Here is a 19,090-nt window from a genome sequence, read left to right as displayed (position 1 = left end):
GGGAGAACGCCATGCTCGGTCGCCTCAACCACGTTGCGATCGCCGTGCCTGACCTGGAATCTGCCACGGCAGTCTATCGCGACACGCTTGCCGCCCGGGTCTCACAGCCCCAGGAGCTGCCGGAACACGGCGTGACGGTTGTCTTCGTCGAGCTCGACAACACCAAGGTCGAACTGCTGGAGCCGCTCGGCGAGAACTCGCCCATCGCCGCCTTCCTGGCCAAGAACCCGTCGGGTGGCATGCACCATGTCTGCTACGAAGTGGCCGACATCGAGGAAGCCGCCGAGCGTCTGGTAGGGCAGGGCGCTCGCATCCTGGGTGACGGAAAGCCCCGCATCGGCGCCCATGGCAAGCCAGTGCTGTTCCTTCATCCGAAGGATTTCGCCGGCACGCTTGTCGAACTGGAACAGGTCTGAGGAGATTTTCCCGCCATGATGGACGCCTTTTCGATGTTCGCGATTTTTTTCGTCATCTGGTGGGTGGTGCTGTTCGCAGTCCTGCCGTTCGGGGTGCGCACGCAATCCGAGAATCAGGAAGTGACGCTGGGTACGACGGAAAGTGCGCCTAGCCTTCATCGCATGGGCCGTTCCCTGCTGGTGACGACCCTGGTGAGCGTGGTCATCACCGCCGTCTTCTTCGGGATTCTCGGCGCTGGCTACAGCTTCGACGATCTGCCGCGTATCATTCCGACATTCGACTGATCAGTCGCCGGCTGACAGCGGCCTTCCGAGGCGGCCGGCCAGGTCCTGGACGAACTGCCAGGCCACGCGTCCCGACCGGCTTCCACGTGTCGTCGCCCATTCCAGCGCGTCGCGGCGCAGCTCCTCGGGATCAACCTCCAGGCCGTTGTGACGGGCATATCCCTGCACGATCTCCAGATATTCGTCCTGGGAGCATTTGTGGAAGCCGAGCCAGAGCCCGAACCTGTCCGAGAGCGAAACCTTCTCCTCCACGGCCTCGGATGGATTGATCGCGGTGGATCGCTCGTTTTCGATCATGTCGCGCGGCAGCAGATGGCGTCGGTTGGACGTGGCGTAGAAGATCACATTGTCCGGACGCCCCTCGACGCCGCCCTCCAGCGCCGCCTTCAGCGACTTGTAGGAGGTGTCGTCCTGGTCGAATGAAAGGTCGTCGCAGAAAAGGATGAAGCGGAACGGCGATGCCTTGAGGATCGCCAGCAGCGCGGGCAGGGTATTGATGTCCTCGCGGTGGATCTCCACCAGCTTCAGCGGCGATGCGGTTCGCTCTGGATCCCGGTTGACCGCCGCGTGGGCGGCCTTGACCAGACTCGACTTGCCCATCCCGCGCGCACCCCACAGCAGCGCGTTGTTGGCGGGCAGGCCCTCGGAAAAGCGTCTGGTGTTGTCGAGAAGGATGTCGCGCACCCGGTCGATGCCGCGGATCAGGTCGAGTGCCACGCGGTTGACCCGTGGCACAGGTGCCAGATGGCCGGTCTCGGGCGTCCATACAAAGCAGTCTTCCGCCGCGAGATCGCTGAGAGGCGCCGCAGCGGGCGCGAGCCGGGAGACGACGTCGATCAACCGGTCGAGCTTGACGTTGAGCACTTCGAGGGCGGTGGGGTCCTGCATCGGCGATTTCTCCAGACCATGGTGCGGTTGAGGGCTCTAGCACGCGGGAATACGGGCGGAAAGCGGCCCGAACGCGGTTGCATTGAGGGCCCAACTGCTTATATTCCGCCAAACTTTGGCTCAGCGGCCATCGCCGTCTTTATTTGCCCCTTTTCCAGGAGTTTTCGATGTTCGTTACGCCCGCATACGCACAGACCGGCGGTGGCTCGGAAGTATTCATCAGCCTGCTGCCCTTCATCCTGATCTTCGTGATCATGTATTTCCTGCTCATCCGTCCCCAGCGCCAGCAGATGAAGCGTCGTCAGGAGATGATCGCGGCCATCCGCCGGGGCGACACGGTGGTGACGGGCGGCGGTCTGGTCGGCAAGGTGACGCGGGTCATCGACGATAATGAGCTTGAGATCGACCTGGGCGGCGGCAACAAGGTCACCGCGGTGCGCGGCATGATCGCCGACGTGCGCGTCAAGGGCGACCCCGCGGCCAACGAGAACACCCAGACGGAAGCCAAGCCCGCTGCCAAGCCGGCCGCTCGCCGCGCCACGAAGACGACTTCCAAGCCCGCCGCCAAGAAATAAACGCAATCGCGGCGGACTTGGTAGCGGAGCGACCCGCGGCCGTGGCCGGCGGGTCCTCCTGACAGACGAGACATCATGCTCTATTTTTCGCCTTGGAAGTCCGTGACCATCTGGTTGGCCGTCCTGATCGGCATCGTGTTTGCGGCGCCGAATCTGATCAACCAGTCGACCCTTGCAGCTCTTCCCGACTGGATGCCCAAGCGGCAGATGACCCTTGGCCTCGATCTGCAGGGCGGTTCGCACATCCTGCTCGAGATCGACCGCGCGCAACTCATCGAGGACCGGCTGGATTCGGCGCGCGACGAGGTTCGCGTCACGCTGCGTGACGCGCGAATCGGCTATACCGGCCTTGCCGAGAGCGGCAGCACGGTTCAGGTCCGCGTCCGCGACGAAGAGGCGATCGTCCAGGCTCGCGAGGCGCTTGGGGCGCTGACGGAGCCGGTGACATCCGGTGTCTTCGGCACCGGGGTGGTGACCGAACTGGCGATGGCCGAGCCCGAGCCTGGCCTCTTCCGGTTCACATTGACCGCGGAAGGCATCGACTACCGCATCAACACGGCTCTTTCCCAGTCGATCGAGGTGGTCGGCCGCCGCGTCAACGAGCTCGGCACCACCGAGCCGATCATCCAGCGCCAGGGATCCGAGCGCATTCTGGTCCAGGTGCCGGGCCTCGACGACCCCGAGCGCCTGAAGGAGATCATCGGGCAGACCGCCCAGCTGACCTTCCAGATGGTCGACCAGTCGGTCCCGGTTCAGGAAGCCATCGATTCGCGGCCGCCTCCCGGCACCAGGGTGCTTTACTCCGTCGACGAGCCTGCCGTTCCCTACCTGATCGAAAACCGTGCCATCGTTTCGGGCGAGAACCTCGTCGACGCGCAGGCAACCTTCGACCAGCGCACCAACGAACCTGTCGTCTCGTTCCGCTTCGACAGCCAGGGTGCCACGCGCTTCGGCCAGGCGACCCAGCAGAATGTGGGACGCCTCTTCGCCATCATCCTCGACAACCAGGTGATTTCGGCACCGCAGATTCGCGAGCCGATTCTGGGCGGCACGGGCCAGATTTCCGGCAATTTCACGGTTCAGTCGGCCAACGACCTTGCCGTGCTGCTGCGTGCGGGCGCGCTTCCCGCCGACCTCAACATCATCGAGGAACGCACGGTCGGGCCGAGCCTGGGCGCGGATTCCGTGGCCGCGGGCCAGATCGCGGCGATGATCGCCGCCGTTCTGGTGCTCGGCTTCATGATCTTCACCTATGGCACGTTGGGCCTGATCGCCAATATCGCGCTGATCGCCAATATGGCGATGATCGTCGCGATCCTGTCGGGTCTCGGCGCAACCCTGACGCTTCCGGGCATCGCGGGCATCGTTCTCACGATGGGCATGGCGGTCGATTCCAACATCATCATCTTCGAACGCGTGCGCGAGGAGAGGGCCCAGGGGCGTTCGCTCATCCAGTCGCTTGATTCCGGTTTCCGCAATGCGGTGTCGACGATCGTGGATGCCAACGTCACGACCTTCATTGTCGCCGCGATCATGTTCTATCTGGGCTCCGGTCCGATCCGCGGCTTTGCCGTCACGCTCGCCATCGGCATCATCACCACCGTCTTCACCGCCTTCCTGGTGACGCGCTGGTTGATCGCATTCTGGCTCCGGCGCACCAAGCCGAAGGAACTGCCGCGCGGGATGGTCAAGTTCATCCCCGAGGTGACCAAGTTCCGCTTCATGTGGGCACGCAAATGGTCGTTCTCGCTGTCATCGTTCCTGGCGGCTCTGGCGGTCGTGCTCTTCTTCACCATGAACATGAATCTCGGCATCGATTTCCGCGGCGGTTCGATGATGGAGGTCCAGGCGCGCGGTCAGCAGGCCGACGTGGCCGATGTGCGCGGACGCCTGACCGATCTCAATCTGGGTGAGGTGCAGGTTCAGGAATTCGGCACGCCGCGTGAGCTCCTCATCCGCATCGGCGCGCAGGGCGACGAAGCCACGGAACAGCAGGTGATCCAGCAGGTTCGCACGACGCTCGAAGCCGATTACGACTTCCGGCGCGTCGAGGTGGTGGGACCCACGATCTCGGCGGAACTGGCACGTGCGGGAACGATGGCCGTCATCGCCGCGCTTCTGGCGATGCTGGTCTATATCTGGCTGCGGTTCGAGTGGCAGTTTGCCGTCGGTGCCGTGATCGCCACCTTGCACGACGTGGTGCTCGTGATCGGCTTTTATGTCGTCCTTGGCCTGGAGTTCAATCTCGCCAGTATCGCGGCGGTGCTGACAGTTGTCGGCTATTCGATCAACGACACGGTCGTCGTCTATGACCGCGTTCGCGAGAATCTTCGGAAATTCAAGAAGATGCCCATCGATACGCTGATCGATCTGACGATCAATCAGACGCTGTCGCGCACCATCCTGACCGGCGTGACGACGCTGCTTGCCCTGACGGCGCTCTACATGTTCGGCGGCGAGGTGATCGCTTCCTTCACGCTCGCGATGATCTTCGGCATCGTGATCGGCACCTATTCGTCGATCTATGTCGCAGGCCCGCTGCTGATCCTCTTCAACCTGCGCCCCGGCGCGCTGGGCGAGGACAAGGAAAAAGCGGCCGCCGACGCCGACCAGGTGCCCGCACAAGCCTCGAAGGCTTGAGGCAGGCATGGCAGGCGGAACCATCATCCGCGAGGCGCACTTCCCCGGACGTGCGCCTCTCGATGCCTACGGCAATGGAGGCTTCCGCTTCGCGGACATGTCGCATCGCGGATCGCTCCTCTGCCTGCCTTCGGGCATCCATGGCTGGGAGCCGACTGATCCCGACAGGCTGCAGCTCGATGATTTCGAACGGGTCCTGGCCGAGGCGAGGGGCATCGACATTCTGCTGGTAGGAACAGGCACGGAGCTGCGTCCGCTGAAAGCCGAATTGCGTGCCGCCCTGCGCCAGGCCGGCATCTCCTCCGATCCGATGTCGACGGGAACGGCGGTGCGGACCTTCAACGTCCTCCTCGCCGAGGACCGTCAGGTCGCTGCGGCGCTGGTCGCGGTCGACTGAGGTGGATCTCGAGGCCCACCTTGCCGATCTCGTGCGGCAGGGCGATCCTGATCGCTTCATCGCCACCCTGTACGCGCCGCAGCAATGCCGTAGGGCATTGTTGGCCCTCTATGCCTTTGCGCTGGAGGTCGGTTCCGTACGCGACCGGGTGCGTGAGCCGATGGCCGGCGAGTTCCGCCTGCAATGGTGGCGCGACATTATCGAGGCAGGCGGCGAAGCGGGGCAGGGCAGCCCCGTCGCCGAGGGTCTGCTCGCGGCGATGGCCGCCCATGACCTGCCGAGCCAGCCGCTGCTCGATCTGCTCGATGCCCGCATTTTCGATCTCTATGACGATCCGATGCCCAGTCGCAACGACCTCGAAGGATATTGCGGCGAGACCAGTTCGACGATCTTCCAGCTTGCGGCCCTGATCCTGGACCCGGCGGCGGCGCGCGGCACGGCCGATCTTTCGGGCCACGCGGGCTGCGCGCATGCGATCGCCGCGCTGGCGTCTTCGCTGCCCCGCCAGCTGGCGCGCGGCCAGTGCTTCATCCCCCTCGACATCCTCGCCGCCGTCGGAACAGGCCCGCAGGCGCTGGTCGAACGCAGCGATGCCGACGCCGCCACACGGGCGGTCGCAGCTTTCGCGGCGCTTGGCCACGAGCATCTGGAGGCTTTCCGCCAGCAGGCGCGCACCATGCCGGTGCAATTGCGGCCCGCCTTTTTGCCGGTGGCGATGACAAAGGTCTATCTCGACAAGGTGACTGCCCGTCCCGACACCGCATTGGCCGGTATCGCGGGCGTGTCTCCGCTTCGCCGCCACTGGCGACTGTTGCGCCATGCCATGCGGGGCTGGACGTGAGCGATCAGTTCCCGCGCCCTTTCATCAGCGCTAACGAGGCTGTCCGGGGCGGTTCCGGGTCTACTCGATGATTTGACGTTCCTCAGGCAATTCCGGCTCCTGCGTCGGGGGAGCGGAACGCTCGATGTCGGGGCCGCCATGTGTGGTATCGGCCGCCGGGTCGGGCGTGAACATGCGGCTGGCCACGAAAATGACCGTGGCGACGACGAGGAGAACGGCCGCCATCAGCAGATATTTCCGTTCGGTTTTTCCCGTCGGCGGAAGGCTTGGGGGTCGTGCCATGTCGTACTCCTCGCGTGGGGCGTCTTGGAGATTCCAACGGGTTCGACCGAGGCCCGTTCCACAAAACGCCGGGACGTCAGTCGTGTTTGCCTCTGGCCACGGCGGTGGCGATGTCGGCGTAGCTTTCCGCCTTATCGCCCGAGAGGTCGCGTCCGAGGAAGCGGATCGGGAACATCACCGCATTGAGATTGGCGGCGGACAATCCGCCCGAATGCGCATCGTCGCGCGTGGCGCGGGCCTCGGCCTCGCGCAGCATCTCCGCGATCTCGTCTTGTGAAAGCAGGCCCTTCTTTTCCAGGGCCCGCATCAGCGAGCCCAGGGCGAGCAACAGGCCTTCCATCTGCAGGTTTGCCGTATTCATGATTATCTGGCTCCTTCGCTGTGCAGTCGATCGGCGTCTTTCATGTTGTCGCCGTGCCGGCCCGCGGTCGCGGGCTTTGAGAACTCGGCGCGGAAACGGGGCAGTGACGAGGGATAGTGCTCCTGCAGGAACGCGGCGACCTTCTCGCGGATCTCGCAGCGCAGGTCGAAGGCCCGGCCCGAATTGGACGCGCTGGCCAGGATACGCACCTCCATCACGTCGCGCTTGAAATCCGTGACCTGGACAACCACGACGTCGCGATCCCAGAGGCTCGTCGCCTCCACGATCTTGCGGACCTGCTTGCGCAAGGCCTCGATCGGGACGGAATAATCCAGATAGATGAAGACGTCGCCCAGGAGCGAGGCCTGCTCGCGCGTCCAGTTCTGGAATGGTTGTTCGATGAAATAGGTGAGGGGGACGACGAGCCGCCGGCGGTCCCAGATGCGTACGACGACATAGGTGGCGGTGATCTCCTCGATGTTTCCCCACTCGCCCTCCACGATGACGGCATCGTCGATGCGGATCGGCTGGGTCAGCGCCAGCTGGATGCCGGCAAAGAGGTTGCGCAGGATGGGCTGGAGGGCGAGACCGACCACGATGCCGGCAGCACCCGCCGAAGCCAGCAGGCTGACGCCATACTGGCGAACGCCCTCGAACGTCATCAGCACCGCGCCCAGCCCCAGCATCAGGAGCATGACATCGCCGACGCGCTGCAAGACGCGCGACTGGGTCACGTGCTTGCGCGCGAGCAGATTGTCCTCGACGTCCAGACGGAAGCGCCGCAGGTGCAACGTGATCCAGATGTCGAGAGCGGTCCGCAGAAACCAGATCGCACAGACGATGAAGGCAATGAGTAGCAGGCGACGGATGACCACCAGATCGCGGTCAGGCACAGGCGCCAGGTTGATGGCGAGCGCCAGCGCCACGATGCCGAGACCCAGACGGACCGGGCCTCGTGTGCGCCTGAGCAGCGCGCGCCAGAATTCGTCGCGCCGTGACAGGAGCCGGTTGCCCGCCGCGTAGAGCACGAGCTGGCTCAGCCAGGCCACCACCACGGCGAGCAGGAAAAGTAGGCCTGTGACGACGATTTCCATGTCAGGCACAACCGCTCAGCGCCCGCGGAGTTCCGGAAATTCATGGCGTCGGGAACAAACACGTTTTGGCCTCGTTTGAGCTGGCGGAGGGTCAGCAATGCCACAATTCGAAGTTTCCGCCGTCGATATCGCCATTGCAGCGGGCTATATCGTCATTGTTCTGGGCATAGGTCTCTGGATCAGCAGGTCACATTCCGACACCCAGAGTTATTTCCTGGGCGGCCGCGGGGCGATCTGGCCGGTGATCGGCATTTCCATGATGTCGGCCAACCTGTCCGGTACCTCCTTCGTCGGCCTTGCTGGTGCGGGATATGGCGACGGCATCGCGGTGTGGAACTACGAGTGGATCGCGACCCTCGTTCTGGTCTTCTTCGCCATCTTCATCCTGCCCTTCTATCTGCGCGCCAAGGTCGACACGATGCCCCAGTTCCTGGAGGTTCGGTACGACTGGCGGGCGCGCAAGGTCTTTGCGGCCTTCTCGGTCGTGACCGCGATCTTCATCGACAGTGCGGGCGCGCTGTTTGCCGGCGCGCTGACGATGCAGCTTCTGTTTCCCGACTTCCCGCTCTGGACCCTCATCACCTTCATCGCCGTCCTCGGCGGCACCTATGTGATCCTGGGCGGCCTCAAGGCGGTGATGATCACCGACACGATCCAGGGCGTGCTCCTGCTTCTTGTCGGCACGATCATCTTCTTCATGCTCTATTCGCATCTGGGCAGCTGGGAGGCCGTGCGAGAGCAGGCGCCTGAAGGCGGCTTCACGATAGCCAAGCCCGCCGACGACGATTTCCTGCCATGGCCCGGCATTTTCACCGGCGCCATCTGGCTCGGCTTCTACTACTGGACGACCAACCACATCGTCGTCCAGAAGGTGTTGGCGGCCAAGAATGTCGACCATGGCCGCTGGGGTGCGCTTCTGGCGGGCGCGCTGCAGCTTCCCTTCCTGTTCATCCTCATCCTGCCGGGCATGATGGGCCGCGCGATCTTCCCCGAACTCGAAGACCAGGATCAGATCTGGCCGGCGCTGGTGTTCGAGTTCCTGCCGGTCGGCCTCCGGGGCCTGGCGCTTGCCGCGCTGATCGCAGCGCTCATGTCGACGCTGGACTCGGTCCTCAACGGCAGCGCCTCCATGGTGGTCAACGATTTCATCAAGGGCCGCAAGAAGGACTGGAGCGAGGCGCGGATGCTGCTCGTCAGCCGCGGAATGGTGGCGCTGTTCATGGTGATCGCCGCGATCTGGGCGCCCATGATCGCCAATTTCGGCGGCATCGTGGAGTATTTCCAGTCCTTCCTGGGCTATGTCACCATGCCCGTGGTCGTGGTCTTCCTCGGCGGCCTGTTCTGGCGCCGGCCCCCGCGCCATGCCGCATTCTGGACGCTGGTCCTGGCGGTCCCCGTCGGCTTCGCCTCGTTCTTCGCCTTCGAGGTGCTGGAGCTTCTGCCGCTGCAGTTCCTCTACGGCACCGGCCTGATGCTGCTGATGAGCCTTGCCATCTTCCTGGGCCTGACCTTCAATGCCCAGGCGCCCGAGCTGGACGAGGGAACGACCTTCTCCAAGAAGACGTGGCAGGCCGAGAGCGAGGAGCTCGCCGACAAGGCCTGGTATCAGAACCACCGCATTCTGGGGGCGGGGCTCGCCGTCATCACCATCGTCATGGTCGTGATGTTCATCTGATGGCGGGCCGCGCCGGAGGGCGAGAAGGCTGGCGCGGCTACCGCGCCGCCTCCCGCCGCGCCTCGGCGTCTTCCCTGATGATCCGGACCGGCACCGACTTGGCGGCGGGTACCTTGCTGCCTTCGGCATATTGCCACAGCGGGATGAGCGCATTGCATTCCGGATAGTAGGCCGCGCAGCATCCTTCGGGGACGTTGTACTCCACCACCCGGAAACCGCCCATGCGGCGCTCCACGCCATCCTCCACCGCCGTCTGCATGGCGACCGAGTCGCCATCGGCCACCTTGATGCGGCGCATGTCGTTGATGTTCATCATCACCACCATGCGCGTGCCCTCGATGCCGCGGAAACGGTCGCTGTAGCCGTAGACGGTGGTGTTGAACTGGTCGTTGCTGCGCACGGTCATCAGGCGCAGGACCTCGGGATCGTCGCTGTCGTGGAAGCTGGTCGACATGGCCTTCGGCAGCTTGAAGTTCGCCTTGCCGGTGTCGGTCTGCCAGTTGCGTTCGCGCGCGGGCAGGGGTTTCTCGAACCCGCCGGGCTGGTCCATGCGTGTGTTGAAGTCGCGGAACATGTCGGGCCAGGTCCGCTCGATCGCGTCGCGCACCTGTCCGTAATCCGCCACCCACTCGTCCCATGGAACGCGGGGGTTCGGCCCCAGAGTGGCCTTGGCCAGGCCGGCCACGATGGCCGGCTCCGAGCGCAGATGCGGACTGGCCGGCTTGGCGTGGCCGCGCGAGGCGTGGAAGCAGGACGTCGAATCCTCCATCGTCACGATTTGCGGGCCTGTTGCCTGCTCGTCGATCTCGATACGGCCGAGACAGGGCAGGAGATAGGCGGCGGCCCCGTTGAAGAGATGCCCGCGATTGAGTTTCGTCGCCACCTGGACGGTGAGCCGCATGCGGGGCCATGCCGCCTCCATCAAACCCTGCTCCGGCACCGCGCGCAGGAAGTTCCCGCCGAGGCCGAGGAAGGCTTCGACTTCGCCGTCGATCACGGCCCGGCAGACATCGACCGTCGTCAGGCCCTCCTCACGCGGCGCCTGGAAGCCGTAGAGTTCCTCGAGCCGGTCGAGTGGCACCAGCTCGGGTTTTTCCGCGATACCGACGGTGCGTTGACCCTGGACGTTCGAATGGCCGCGCACCGGGCAGATGCCCGACCCGCGGCGGCCGATATTGCCCCGCAGCAGCAGCAGATTGACCAGCATCTGGATCGCGCTCACGCCATGCTTGTGCTGGGTCAGGCCCATGCCGTAGACGGCCATCGCGTTTTCGGCATTGGCATAGGTCGTCGCGGCCCGCTCGAGCGCTTCGCGCGTCAGGCCGCTCTCGGTCTCTATGACGTCCCACGGTGTCGCTTCCACGAAGTCGCGGAACGCCTCGAAGCCGTGTGTGTGTGATTCCAGGAACGCCGCGTCGAGGATACCCACTTGGCCCGCAGCAATCCGGTCGGCATGGGCCGCCAGAAGCACCTTGCACATGCCTGCAATGGCGGCGATGTCGCCACCCGTCTTGAGCTGATAATACTCGCTGCTGATGCGGGTCTCCTTGCGGGCAAGCATTTCGCTCGGCGCCTGGGGATTGGTGAATCGCTCCAGCCCTCTCTCGCGAAGCGGGTTGAAGGTCACGATCGCCGCGCCGCGCTTGCTGGCATTCTGCAGTTCGTGCAGCATCCGGGGGCTGTTGGTCCCCACATTCTGGCCGAAGAAGAAGATCGCGTCGGCGTGGCGGAAATCGTCGAGCCGCACCGTGCCGACCGGCATCCCGATGCTCTCGGGCAGGGCGACCGACGTGGTCTCGTGACACATGTTGGAGCTGTCGGGCAGGTTGTTGTTGCCGTAGAGGCGCGCCAAGAGCTGGTACATGTAAGAAGTCTCGAGAGAGGCCCGGCCGGACGCGTAGAACACTGTTTTTTTCGGATCGTCCTTGCGGATCGCCGCCAGTTCCCGACCGATCTCGACAAAGGCTTCGTCCCAGCCGATCTCCTCATAGCGGTCCGTCTCGTGGTTGAAGCGCATGGGATGGGTGAGACGACCCTGGATTTCCAGGTCGTAGTCGCTCCATCCCCGCAGTTCGCTCACGCTGTGACGGGCAAAGAACTCCGGCGTGCAGCGGTCCGTTGTCAGCTCCCAGAAAGTGGCCTTCGCGCCGTTTTCGCAGAACTCGGCCGGGTGGGGTTCTGCAGGCTTTGCCCAGGCGCAACTGACGCAGGCAAACCCCTTCGGCTTGTTCTGGCGGGCCAGGATATTCGCGCTGCCGAGATAGTGGCCGTTGCGCTTGGCATGGCTCGCCAGTGACTTGACGGAACCCCAGCCTCCGGCGGGTCCGTTGTAGGGCTTGATGCGGACTTTTCTGGGCATGCGGAACTCCTGAAGATGCGGGTCTCAACCCCAACACGCCACCTGCCGGAAAGTTCGCATGCGAACATTGTCGCGATGTGCGCGTTGGGCGGAAATCGACAAGGACAAGGAGCATGGCCATGGCCACCCGTATCTTCCGGCTGTTTCCCGCCGCCGAACCTCATGATCCCAACTGGGACCGGGCGCCCCATCATGGTGTCGTCGTCGTCCGCGCGGAATCGCCCGCCGATGCCCGGATCGTGGCGAGCGCGGCCGAAGCAGACTTTCTCGATCGGCCAGCCAAGCCCGGTGACGGCGTTTCCACCCGTTTCGCCAGCGCCTTCAGGGACGACAAGCTCTACAGCGTCGAGGAGGTTCACTCGGGGGATTGGCCCCAGGACGGCGCCCGAGAGGTGCTCAGCGGGCTCGATGGGCGGGAGGTCATCAAGAGCGAATCCGGGTGAGATGCCTGCGACGATCATGCGGGAACACCTGATCCGGTGTCGGGTTGGGGGGAGCGAAAGGCAAACGCGCCTTCACCCCCAATAGACACACGAGGAGCAAATGACCCACATCGACGACCGCATCAATGAGTGGCTGCTGGACGCACACGCGATGGAAGAACAGGCCGAGAGCCTTCTCAGCGGCCAGGCACACCGCATCGAGAGCTACCCCGAACTCGAGCGCCGGATGAACCAGCATCTGGAAGAGACGCGCAGCCAGCGGAAGCGGCTGGAAGCCTGCATCGAGCGCCGCGGCGCCTCGCGGTCGGCCACCAAGGACGTGATCGGCAAGTTCACCGCGATTATGCAGAACATGAGCGGGCTCTTCGCCGGCGATGAAGTCGTCAAGGGTGTGCTCGCGAGTTACGCCTTCGAACACATGGAGATCGCCTCCTACCGTATCCTGATCGCCGCCTGCGAGACGGCGGGCGACCATGAGACGAAGAGCGTCCTTGAGGAGATCTGCCGCGAGGAAGAGCAGATGGCCCAGTGGCTCTCCGACGCCATGCCTGAGATAACCCGCAGCCACCTAACGCGGTCCGAAGCCGATCTCAGCGAAGCCAAGCGCTGAGGAGGAGACGGATGGCCAAGGCCAGGATGACGACCGCCTCGGTGGCGGATTCGCTTTCGATCATGACCGGGGTCATGGGGCCCACCCTCGCCAAGGGGGTGATCGTCCGCCGACCGAAGGTGGTGGCTCTGGCCGAACGGCTGGACCTCGACGGCGGGGCTGTGCGGCGCATGCAGAAGCTGCGCCGACGCTACGGCGACGGGCCGCTGCGCGTGCGCATGCCCGGTCCGCCGCGCGTGCTGATCCTCTCGGGGCGCGACCTGAAACGCGTCCTGGACGGCACGCCCGAGCCCTTTGCGGCCGCCAGCAGCGAAAAGCGCGCGGCGCTTGCGCATTTCGAGCCCAAGGTCGCGCTCGCCTCGCACGGGGCCAAGCGGGCCGTGCGCCGTCGGTTCAACGAGACGGCGCTTGAAACCGCAACGCCGATGCATTCGCTGGCCCCGGGCTTCACCGAAATGGTGGAAGAGGAGGTCGAGCTTCTCCTTCGGGATGCCGACAGGAATGGCGAGCTCGACTGGGATCGCTTCTTCCGCTCCTGGTACCGGCTTGTTCGGCGCGTGATTCTGGGCGTCGAGGCGCGCGAGGACCACGAACTCACCGACATGCTGGCCGACCTGCGTGCGCGGGGCAACTGGGCCTTCCTCAGATCCCGAGCAGAGAGACTGCGGGACCGCTTCCATGATCGACTGAACCGGCATCTCGAGCGCGCCGAGCCGGGCACGCTGGCGGCGCGGATCGCGGCCATGCCCACCACGCCGGAGATGGCGCCATCGCACCAGGTGGCACAATGGCTCTTTGCCTTCGACCCCGGCGGCATGGCGACCTTCCGCGCGCTGGCCCTTCTCTCCACCCACGACGAGGAGCGGGAACTGGCCATGGAAGAGGCGGATGCCGCCACCGCGCCCTCGCGCTTGCCCCGCCTGCGCGGCGCCCTGCTCGAATCGTTGCGGCTCTGGCCGACCACACCCGGCATCCTGCGCGAGACCACCCGGGATACGGAATGGGAGAATGGCCATCTTCCCAAAGGCACGGGCATCACCATCTTCGCGCCCTATTTTCACCGCGACGAGACGCAGCTCGACTTCGCGCACCGTTTCGTGCCCCGCATCTGGGCCGAGGGCGATCCAGCAGCACGTTTTCCCCTGGTGCCGTTCAGCCGCGGACCGGGCGTTTGCCCCGCCAGCGACTTCGTGCCGATGATCTGCAGCCATGTGCTGGCAGCTCTTCTGGCGCGCCGCCGCTTCCGACTCGTTTCCCACGAATTGTCGCCCGAGCAAGAACTGCCGGGACTGCTCGACAATTATTCGATCCGCTTCGCCGTCTCGTGAGCGGCGCGTTGCCGCCATCGCGGCCCGGCGCAAGATCGGGAAGGGGCGGCTGAAGCAGGCAGGGAAAGTGGTGGGCGATGACAGGCTCGAACTGCCGACATCTTCGGTGTAAACGAAGCGCTCTACCAACTGAGCTAATCGCCCTTGTCCAGCGGAACCGTTTAAGCGCGATGCGCGGTCGGGGCAAGGGAAAACGAAAGCCATGGTCCCCGTTTTCGCGGGGCAGGACGCCGAATAGCGGCAGTCGGGAATTTCGCCGCCGAAAGGCATCCAACCCTGCTTGACAGGGGGGGGAGAAGTGCTTAATTCCCCCTCCATCAAGGCGGTGCGCTTCGGCGCGACGCTGGAGCGCGGGTGTAGCTCAGTCGGTTAGAGTGCCGGCCTGTCACGCCGGAGGTCGCGGGTTCGAGCCCCGTCACTCGCGCCATTTTTCTCCTCCATTCAAGACGATCTTTCTGCCGGGCGGGCACGCAACGCCCTGTCGCGGCGCCGTGCGCGCGACGCGCCCTTGTCAGGCTCGCCCCGGACGTGCTGGACTGCGCGCCGGTCGACAGATGGAGGAGCGGGACATGCGGTGGGTCTATTCCGGTATCGTGGCGTTGCTGGTGGTCATTCTGGCGCTGCTTGCCCTGCAGAATCTTGAAACCGTCACCGTCGCCTTTCTGGGCTTTTCGCTGCGCGCCCCGCTGGCCGTCGTCATCATCGCCATCTATCTGCTCGGCATGCTGACCGGCAGCGGCCTGATGTGGGTCATCAGACGCTCGATCGCCGGCGCCCGGCACCGCGCGCCCGGCCCGCATCACTGAGCCTCAGAGCGGCAGGCCGGCGGCGCGCTTGATCTCCTTCAAGACGAGATTGGTGCGCACCGTCGCTATGCCCGGCAGGCGGAACAGAAAGCCCTCCAAGAGCTGGTTGTAGGCGTCGAGATCGGCGCAGAGCACGCGCAAATGGTAATCTGCCTCGCCGGTGGTGGCAAAGCACTCGATCACCTCCGGCCGCGCGCCCACCTCGCGGATGAAGGTCTCGACATGGGCCTCCTCGTGGCGCGTCAGCGTCACATGCAGCACGGCGTGGAAAGTGAGCCCTGCCGCCGGCGGATCAATCCTTGCCGTGTAGCCCTGGAGGATGCCGGCCTCCTCCAGGGCGCGCACCCGCCGCCAGCAGGCCGAGGCCGACATGCCGACGCGTTCGGCCAGATCCTGGTTGGAAATGCGTCCATCTTCCTGCAGGGCGCGCAGGATGCGACGGTCCTGGTCTTCGATCATCATGGGCTTCCCGTTGCCTTTGGCAGGATTATGCGCCGAAGCGCCCGTCTGCGAAAGACCCTGCCGCGGGTCGCCGCCGTGGAGGCGATTGTGGCAGGATATTCCGCCCCGGCTAAGGTAGAATCCCGGCTGCATCAGGGAGGCCTGCCATGACCCGACACGAGCCCATTCGCGATTCCGCCCGCTACCGGCTGGAGGACCGCTACGACCGCGCCTCGGGCCGCGTCTTCATGACTGGCACGCAGGCGCTGGTGCGCGTCCTCGTCGACCAGGCGCGCCGCGATCGCGCGGCGGGGCTGGAGACGGCCGGCTTCGTGTCGGGCTATCGCGGCTCGCCGCTGGGCGGCGTCGATCTCGAACTGTGGCGTGCCAAGAAGCTGATCGCGGATAATCGCATCGAGTTCCTGCCGGCCGTCAACGAGGATCTGGCCGCCACCGCCGTGCTCGGTTCTCAACAGGTCGAGACCAATCCCGAGCGTACGGTCCAGGGCGTCTTTTCCATGTGGTACGGCAAGGGCCCTGGCGTCGACCGCGCCGGCGACGCGCTCAAGCATGGAAATGCCTACGGATCCTCGCCACATGGCGGCGTGCTGGTGGTGGCCGGCGACGACCATGGCTGCGTGTCGTCGTCAATGCCGCACCAGTCGGACGTGGCCTTCATGGCCTGGTTCATGCCGACGCTGAACCCCGCAACCGTGGCCGAGTATCTGGAGTTCGGCGAATATGGCTACGCGCTGTCGCGCTTTTCGGGCATGTGGGTCGGCTTCAAGGCGGTGTCGGAGACGGTCGAATCGGCCGCCTCCGTCGAATTGCGGCCCGACCGCGTTTTCGAGGCGCCCGACTTCACGCCGCCGCCCGGCGGGCTCCATTATCGCTGGCCGGACCTCCCCGGTCCGCAGATCGAGGAGCGGATGGAGGACAAGAAGCATGCCGTCTTCGCCTTCGCCGACGCCAACCCGATCGACCGCCACATCTACAATGTCGACAATGCCCGCTTCGGCATCGTCACGACCGGCAAGGGCCATCTCGACCTGATGGAGGCGCTGAGGCTGCTCGGCATCGGCGAGAAGGAATGCCGCGAACTCGGCATCGATATCTACAAGGTCGGCATGGTCTGGCCGCTGGCGCGCCGCGATGCGCTTCGTTTCGTGCGCGGCAAGCGCGAGGTGCTGGTGATCGAGGAGAAGCGCGGCATCATCGAGAGCCAGTTCAAGGAATATTTCTACGACTGGCCGGGCGACAAGCCCGAACGCATGGTGGGCAAGCGCGACGAGAAGGGCGAGCGGCTGGTGCCGTGGACCGGCGAGCTCTCGCCACGCCAGCTGGTGGCGATCGTGGCCCGGCGCCTCGACGGCATCTTCCCGGGCCAGGGCTTTGTCGAGCGGGCCGAGCGCATCCTTTCCAATGATCCGGTCTCCATCCAGGTATCGGGCGCCACCCGTACGCCCTATTTCTGCTCCGGCTGCCCGCACAACACCTCGACCCGCGTGCCGGAAGGCTCGAAGGCGCTGGCCGGCATCGGTTGCCATTTCATGGCGAGCTGGATGGACCGCGAGACCACCTCGCTGATCCAGATGGGTGGCGAGGGAGTGAATTGGGCGGCCTCCTCGATCTTCACCGGCAGGAACCACGTGTTCCAGAATCTGGGCGAGGGCACCTGGTATCATTCCGGCTCGATGGCAATCCGCCAGGCGATCGCGGCAAAAGCCAACATCACCTACAAGATCCTCTACAACGACGCCGTCGCCATGACGGGCGGCCAGCCGGTCGACGGGCCGGTCAGCGTGCATGCCATCGCCCACATCTGCCGCTCGGAAGGGGTGGAGCGCATCGCGCTGGTCTCCGATCACCCCGAAAAATTCGCCCAGCAGGATTTCCCGGCCGGCACCACCGTCCATCATCGCCGCGAGATGGACGCGCTGCAGCGCGAATTGCGCGAGGTGCCAGGCGTCAGCGTCTTGATCTACGAGCAGGCCTGCGCGACGGAAAAGCGTCGGCGCCGCAAGCGCGGCACGGCGGAGGACCCGAAACGTTTCGTGGTCATCAACGAACTCGTCTGCGAAGGCTGCGGCGACTGCTCGGTGGCGTCCAACTGCCTGTCGGTGGAACCCGTCGAGACCGAATTCGGCACCAAGCGCCGCATCAACCAGTCCACCTGCAACAAGGATTTCTCCTGCCTCGACGGCTTCTGCCCGAGCTTCGTCACGGTGGAAGGCGTGACGCGCAAAAAGAAGACGGGCGTGGAGTTCGACCTGGCAGCCCTTGCCGCCGATCTTCCCGAGCCGGAGAGGCCGGAAATCAGGGAAAGCTACGATCTGCTGATCACCGGCGTCGGCGGCACCGGCGTCATCACGGTCGGCCAGCTCGTGACCATGGCAGCCCATCTGGAGGCCAAGGGCGCCACGGTGCTGGATTTCACGGGCTTTGCGCAGAAATTCGGCCCGGTCCTCTCCTATGTCCGCCTGGCACCCGCGCCCGAGCACATCAACCAGGTCCGCATCGACCAGGGCGCGGCCGACGCGCTGATCGGTTGCGACATCGTTGTCTCGTCCTCGCCAAAGGCCTCTTCTGCCTATCGGCCGGGCATGAAGGCGGCCGTGAACCTCGCCGAAATGCCCACCGGCGATATCGTGCGCGTCCGCGATGCGAGCTTGAGGACCGCCGACCGGCTGGCCGACATCGAGAAGGCCGCGGGTAGAGAAAACGTGTCGGCCTTCGATGCCAACCGCCTGTCTGAAAAGCTGATGGGCGACGCGGTCTTCGCCAACGTCATGATGCTGGGCTTTGCCTGGCAGAAGGGGCTGGTCCCGGTGGGGCTGGCATCGCTGCGCCAAGCGATCGAGCTCAACGGCGTCGCCATCGAGGCCAACCACCGCGCCTTCCTGCTGGGTCGCGTGGCCGCCACCCATCCCGAGCGCCTGCGCGCCATGCTGGAGCCGGAAGTCCCCAAGGCGCGCACGCTGGACGAGATCGTCACGCGGCGCGCGGCCTTCCTGGCCGACTACCAGGATGCGGCCTGGGCCGAGCGCTATCGCCGGTCGGTCGACCGCGTCCGCGCGGCGGAGGCATCGGTCGGATCGGAAAACATCAGCGAAGCCGTGGCCCGCTCGCTGTTCAAGCTGATGGCCTACAAGGACGAGTATGAGGTCGCGCGGCTCCACACACAGACCGGCTTCGAGGCGCGGCTGGGTGAAGAGTTCGAGGAGGGCTTCCGCCTCGTCCATCATCTAGCCCCGCCCATGCTGAATACGGGAACGGATGCCAGGGGCCGGCCGCTGAAGCGCGCTTTCGGTCCCTGGATACGCGCGCCTTTCGGCCTTCTCGCCCGGTTGAAGCGCTTGCGCGGCACGGCCTTCGATCCCTTCGGCTACACCGCCGAGCGAAAGATGGAGCGCGCCCTGATCGGCTGGTACGAGGACGTGTTGGAAACCTGCCTGGAGAGGCTGACGCCGGCAAACGCTGACGCGATCGCGGCCATTTGCGCAGGCCCCATGCAGATCCGCGGCTACGGCCCGGTCAAGGAAGAGGCGGCCGAGCGCGTACGCGGCGAGATGGAGGAGGCCATCGCGAAACTCGGCTGACCGGCGACCTCGTCTTTACCTCGACGGCCAAAGCAGCTAGATGCAGCGCC

At 65.0% G+C, this 19,090-nt stretch carries 17 protein-coding genes, 2 tRNA genes and 1 pseudogene; 13 read left to right on the top strand and 7 right to left on the bottom strand.

Annotated features, from left to right (window positions below):
- Window positions 1-11: 11 nt before the first annotated feature.
- Both mce and GRZ55_RS12285 read left to right on the top strand, forming a co-directional pair.
- Entirely contained in the window at window positions 12-416 is a 405-nt protein-coding gene (mce, locus tag GRZ55_RS12290; protein WP_169287217.1) for a methylmalonyl-CoA epimerase, read from the top strand.
- Window positions 417-434: 18 nt separating this feature from the next.
- Complete coding sequence (locus GRZ55_RS12285; protein WP_169287324.1) at window positions 435-701, top strand: DUF1467 family protein; 267 nt, start codon at window positions 435-437, stop codon at window positions 699-701.
- Here the strand turns inward: GRZ55_RS12285 and GRZ55_RS12280 are convergent, their stop codons facing one another.
- A complete protein-coding gene (locus GRZ55_RS12280; RefSeq protein WP_169287216.1) occupies window positions 702-1,589 on the bottom strand; it encodes an ATP-binding protein in 888 nt (295 codons plus the stop codon).
- Window positions 1,590-1,756: 167 nt separating this feature from the next.
- Here GRZ55_RS12280 and yajC point away from each other — a divergent pair.
- From yajC to GRZ55_RS12260, 4 genes and pseudogenes are all read left to right on the top strand, one after another.
- Window positions 1,757-2,086, top strand: a pseudogene (gene yajC / locus GRZ55_RS12275) (preprotein translocase subunit YajC); the annotation flags it as partial.
- 153 nt (window positions 2,087-2,239) lie between these two features.
- Window positions 2,240-4,804 carry a protein translocase subunit SecDF gene (secDF, locus tag GRZ55_RS12270; protein ID WP_169287214.1) on the top strand — a complete coding sequence of 855 codons (2,565 nt, stop codon included), beginning with the start codon at window positions 2,240-2,242 and terminating at the stop codon, window positions 4,802-4,804.
- Between the two features lie 7 nt (window positions 4,805-4,811).
- Window positions 4,812-5,201 carry an Mth938-like domain-containing protein gene (locus GRZ55_RS12265; protein ID WP_169287213.1) on the top strand — a complete coding sequence of 130 codons (390 nt, stop codon included), beginning with the start codon at window positions 4,812-4,814 and terminating at the stop codon, window positions 5,199-5,201.
- A 1-nt stretch (window position 5,202) separates the two neighbouring features.
- Window positions 5,203-6,042, top strand: coding sequence for a phytoene/squalene synthase family protein (locus tag GRZ55_RS12260; protein ID WP_169287212.1), 840 nt, complete (start codon window positions 5,203-5,205; stop codon window positions 6,040-6,042).
- A 60-nt stretch (window positions 6,043-6,102) separates the two neighbouring features.
- Here the strand turns inward: GRZ55_RS12260 and GRZ55_RS12255 are convergent, their stop codons facing one another.
- The 3 genes from GRZ55_RS12255 to GRZ55_RS12245 all read right to left on the bottom strand — a co-directional run bounded on the left by GRZ55_RS12255 (window position 6,103) and on the right by GRZ55_RS12245 (window position 7,779).
- Window positions 6,103-6,324, bottom strand: coding sequence for a hypothetical protein (locus GRZ55_RS12255; protein WP_169287211.1), 222 nt, complete (start codon window positions 6,322-6,324; stop codon window positions 6,103-6,105).
- Window positions 6,325-6,400: 76 nt separating this feature from the next.
- A complete protein-coding gene (locus tag GRZ55_RS12250) occupies window positions 6,401-6,685 on the bottom strand; it encodes a hypothetical protein (RefSeq protein WP_169287210.1) in 285 nt (94 codons plus the stop codon).
- 2 nt (window positions 6,686-6,687) lie between these two features.
- The gene (locus GRZ55_RS12245) at window positions 6,688-7,779 is read right to left on the bottom strand and encodes a mechanosensitive ion channel family protein (protein WP_169287209.1); all 1,092 of its coding nucleotides are present in this window, start codon (window positions 7,777-7,779) and stop codon (window positions 6,688-6,690) included.
- 97 nt (window positions 7,780-7,876) lie between these two features.
- Between GRZ55_RS12245 and GRZ55_RS12240 the strand changes: the two genes are divergently transcribed.
- Window positions 7,877-9,454, top strand: coding sequence for a sodium/solute symporter (locus GRZ55_RS12240; RefSeq protein WP_169287208.1), 1,578 nt, complete (start codon window positions 7,877-7,879; stop codon window positions 9,452-9,454).
- Between the two features lie 37 nt (window positions 9,455-9,491).
- On the opposite strand, the gene GRZ55_RS12235 is transcribed toward GRZ55_RS12240, so the two are convergent.
- Window positions 9,492-11,813: an FdhF/YdeP family oxidoreductase gene (locus tag GRZ55_RS12235; protein WP_169287207.1), complete on the bottom strand. Its 2,322-nt coding sequence runs from the start codon at window positions 11,811-11,813 to the stop codon at window positions 9,492-9,494.
- A 119-nt stretch (window positions 11,814-11,932) separates the two neighbouring features.
- Here GRZ55_RS12235 and GRZ55_RS12230 point away from each other — a divergent pair, with 119 nt between their 5' ends.
- The 3 genes from GRZ55_RS12230 (at window position 11,933) to GRZ55_RS12220 (ending at window position 14,194) form a co-directional block, all read left to right on the top strand.
- On the top strand, window positions 11,933-12,256 hold the full coding sequence (locus GRZ55_RS12230; protein ID WP_246734705.1) for a hypothetical protein: 324 nt from the start codon (window positions 11,933-11,935) through the stop codon (window positions 12,254-12,256).
- 100 nt (window positions 12,257-12,356) lie between these two features.
- Window positions 12,357-12,866, top strand: a complete 510-nt coding sequence (locus tag GRZ55_RS12225; protein WP_169287205.1) for a ferritin-like domain-containing protein — start codon at window positions 12,357-12,359, stop codon at window positions 12,864-12,866.
- Between the two features lie 11 nt (window positions 12,867-12,877).
- The gene (locus GRZ55_RS12220; protein ID WP_169287204.1) at window positions 12,878-14,194 is read left to right on the top strand and encodes a cytochrome P450; all 1,317 of its coding nucleotides are present in this window, start codon (window positions 12,878-12,880) and stop codon (window positions 14,192-14,194) included.
- Window positions 14,195-14,262: 68 nt separating this feature from the next.
- On the opposite strand, the gene GRZ55_RS12215 is transcribed toward GRZ55_RS12220, so the two are convergent.
- A tRNA-Val gene (locus GRZ55_RS12215) sits at window positions 14,263-14,338 on the bottom strand.
- 206 nt (window positions 14,339-14,544) lie between these two features.
- Between GRZ55_RS12215 and GRZ55_RS12210 the strand changes: the two genes are divergently transcribed.
- Both GRZ55_RS12210 and GRZ55_RS12205 read left to right on the top strand, forming a co-directional pair.
- Window positions 14,545-14,621 (top strand) — tRNA-Asp (locus tag GRZ55_RS12210).
- 142 nt (window positions 14,622-14,763) lie between these two features.
- Window positions 14,764-15,000 (top strand): LapA family protein, encoded by a 237-nt coding sequence (locus GRZ55_RS12205; protein WP_169287203.1) that lies wholly within the window; start codon window positions 14,764-14,766, stop codon window positions 14,998-15,000.
- A gap of 3 nt (window positions 15,001-15,003) precedes the next feature.
- On the opposite strand, the gene GRZ55_RS12200 is transcribed toward GRZ55_RS12205, so the two are convergent.
- Window positions 15,004-15,459, bottom strand: a complete 456-nt coding sequence (locus GRZ55_RS12200; RefSeq protein WP_169287202.1) for an Lrp/AsnC family transcriptional regulator — start codon at window positions 15,457-15,459, stop codon at window positions 15,004-15,006.
- Between the two features lie 149 nt (window positions 15,460-15,608).
- Between GRZ55_RS12200 and GRZ55_RS12195 the strand changes: the two genes are divergently transcribed.
- Complete coding sequence (locus GRZ55_RS12195; RefSeq protein WP_169287201.1) at window positions 15,609-19,040, top strand: indolepyruvate ferredoxin oxidoreductase family protein; 3,432 nt, start codon at window positions 15,609-15,611, stop codon at window positions 19,038-19,040.
- Window positions 19,041-19,090 lie beyond the last annotated feature (50 nt).

This window comes from Chelativorans sp. ZYF759 (genome assembly GCF_012911015.1).
Lineage (GTDB): Bacteria > Pseudomonadota > Alphaproteobacteria > Rhizobiales > Rhizobiaceae > ZYF759.
This window is presented reverse-complemented; position numbering and strand designations above follow the sequence as displayed.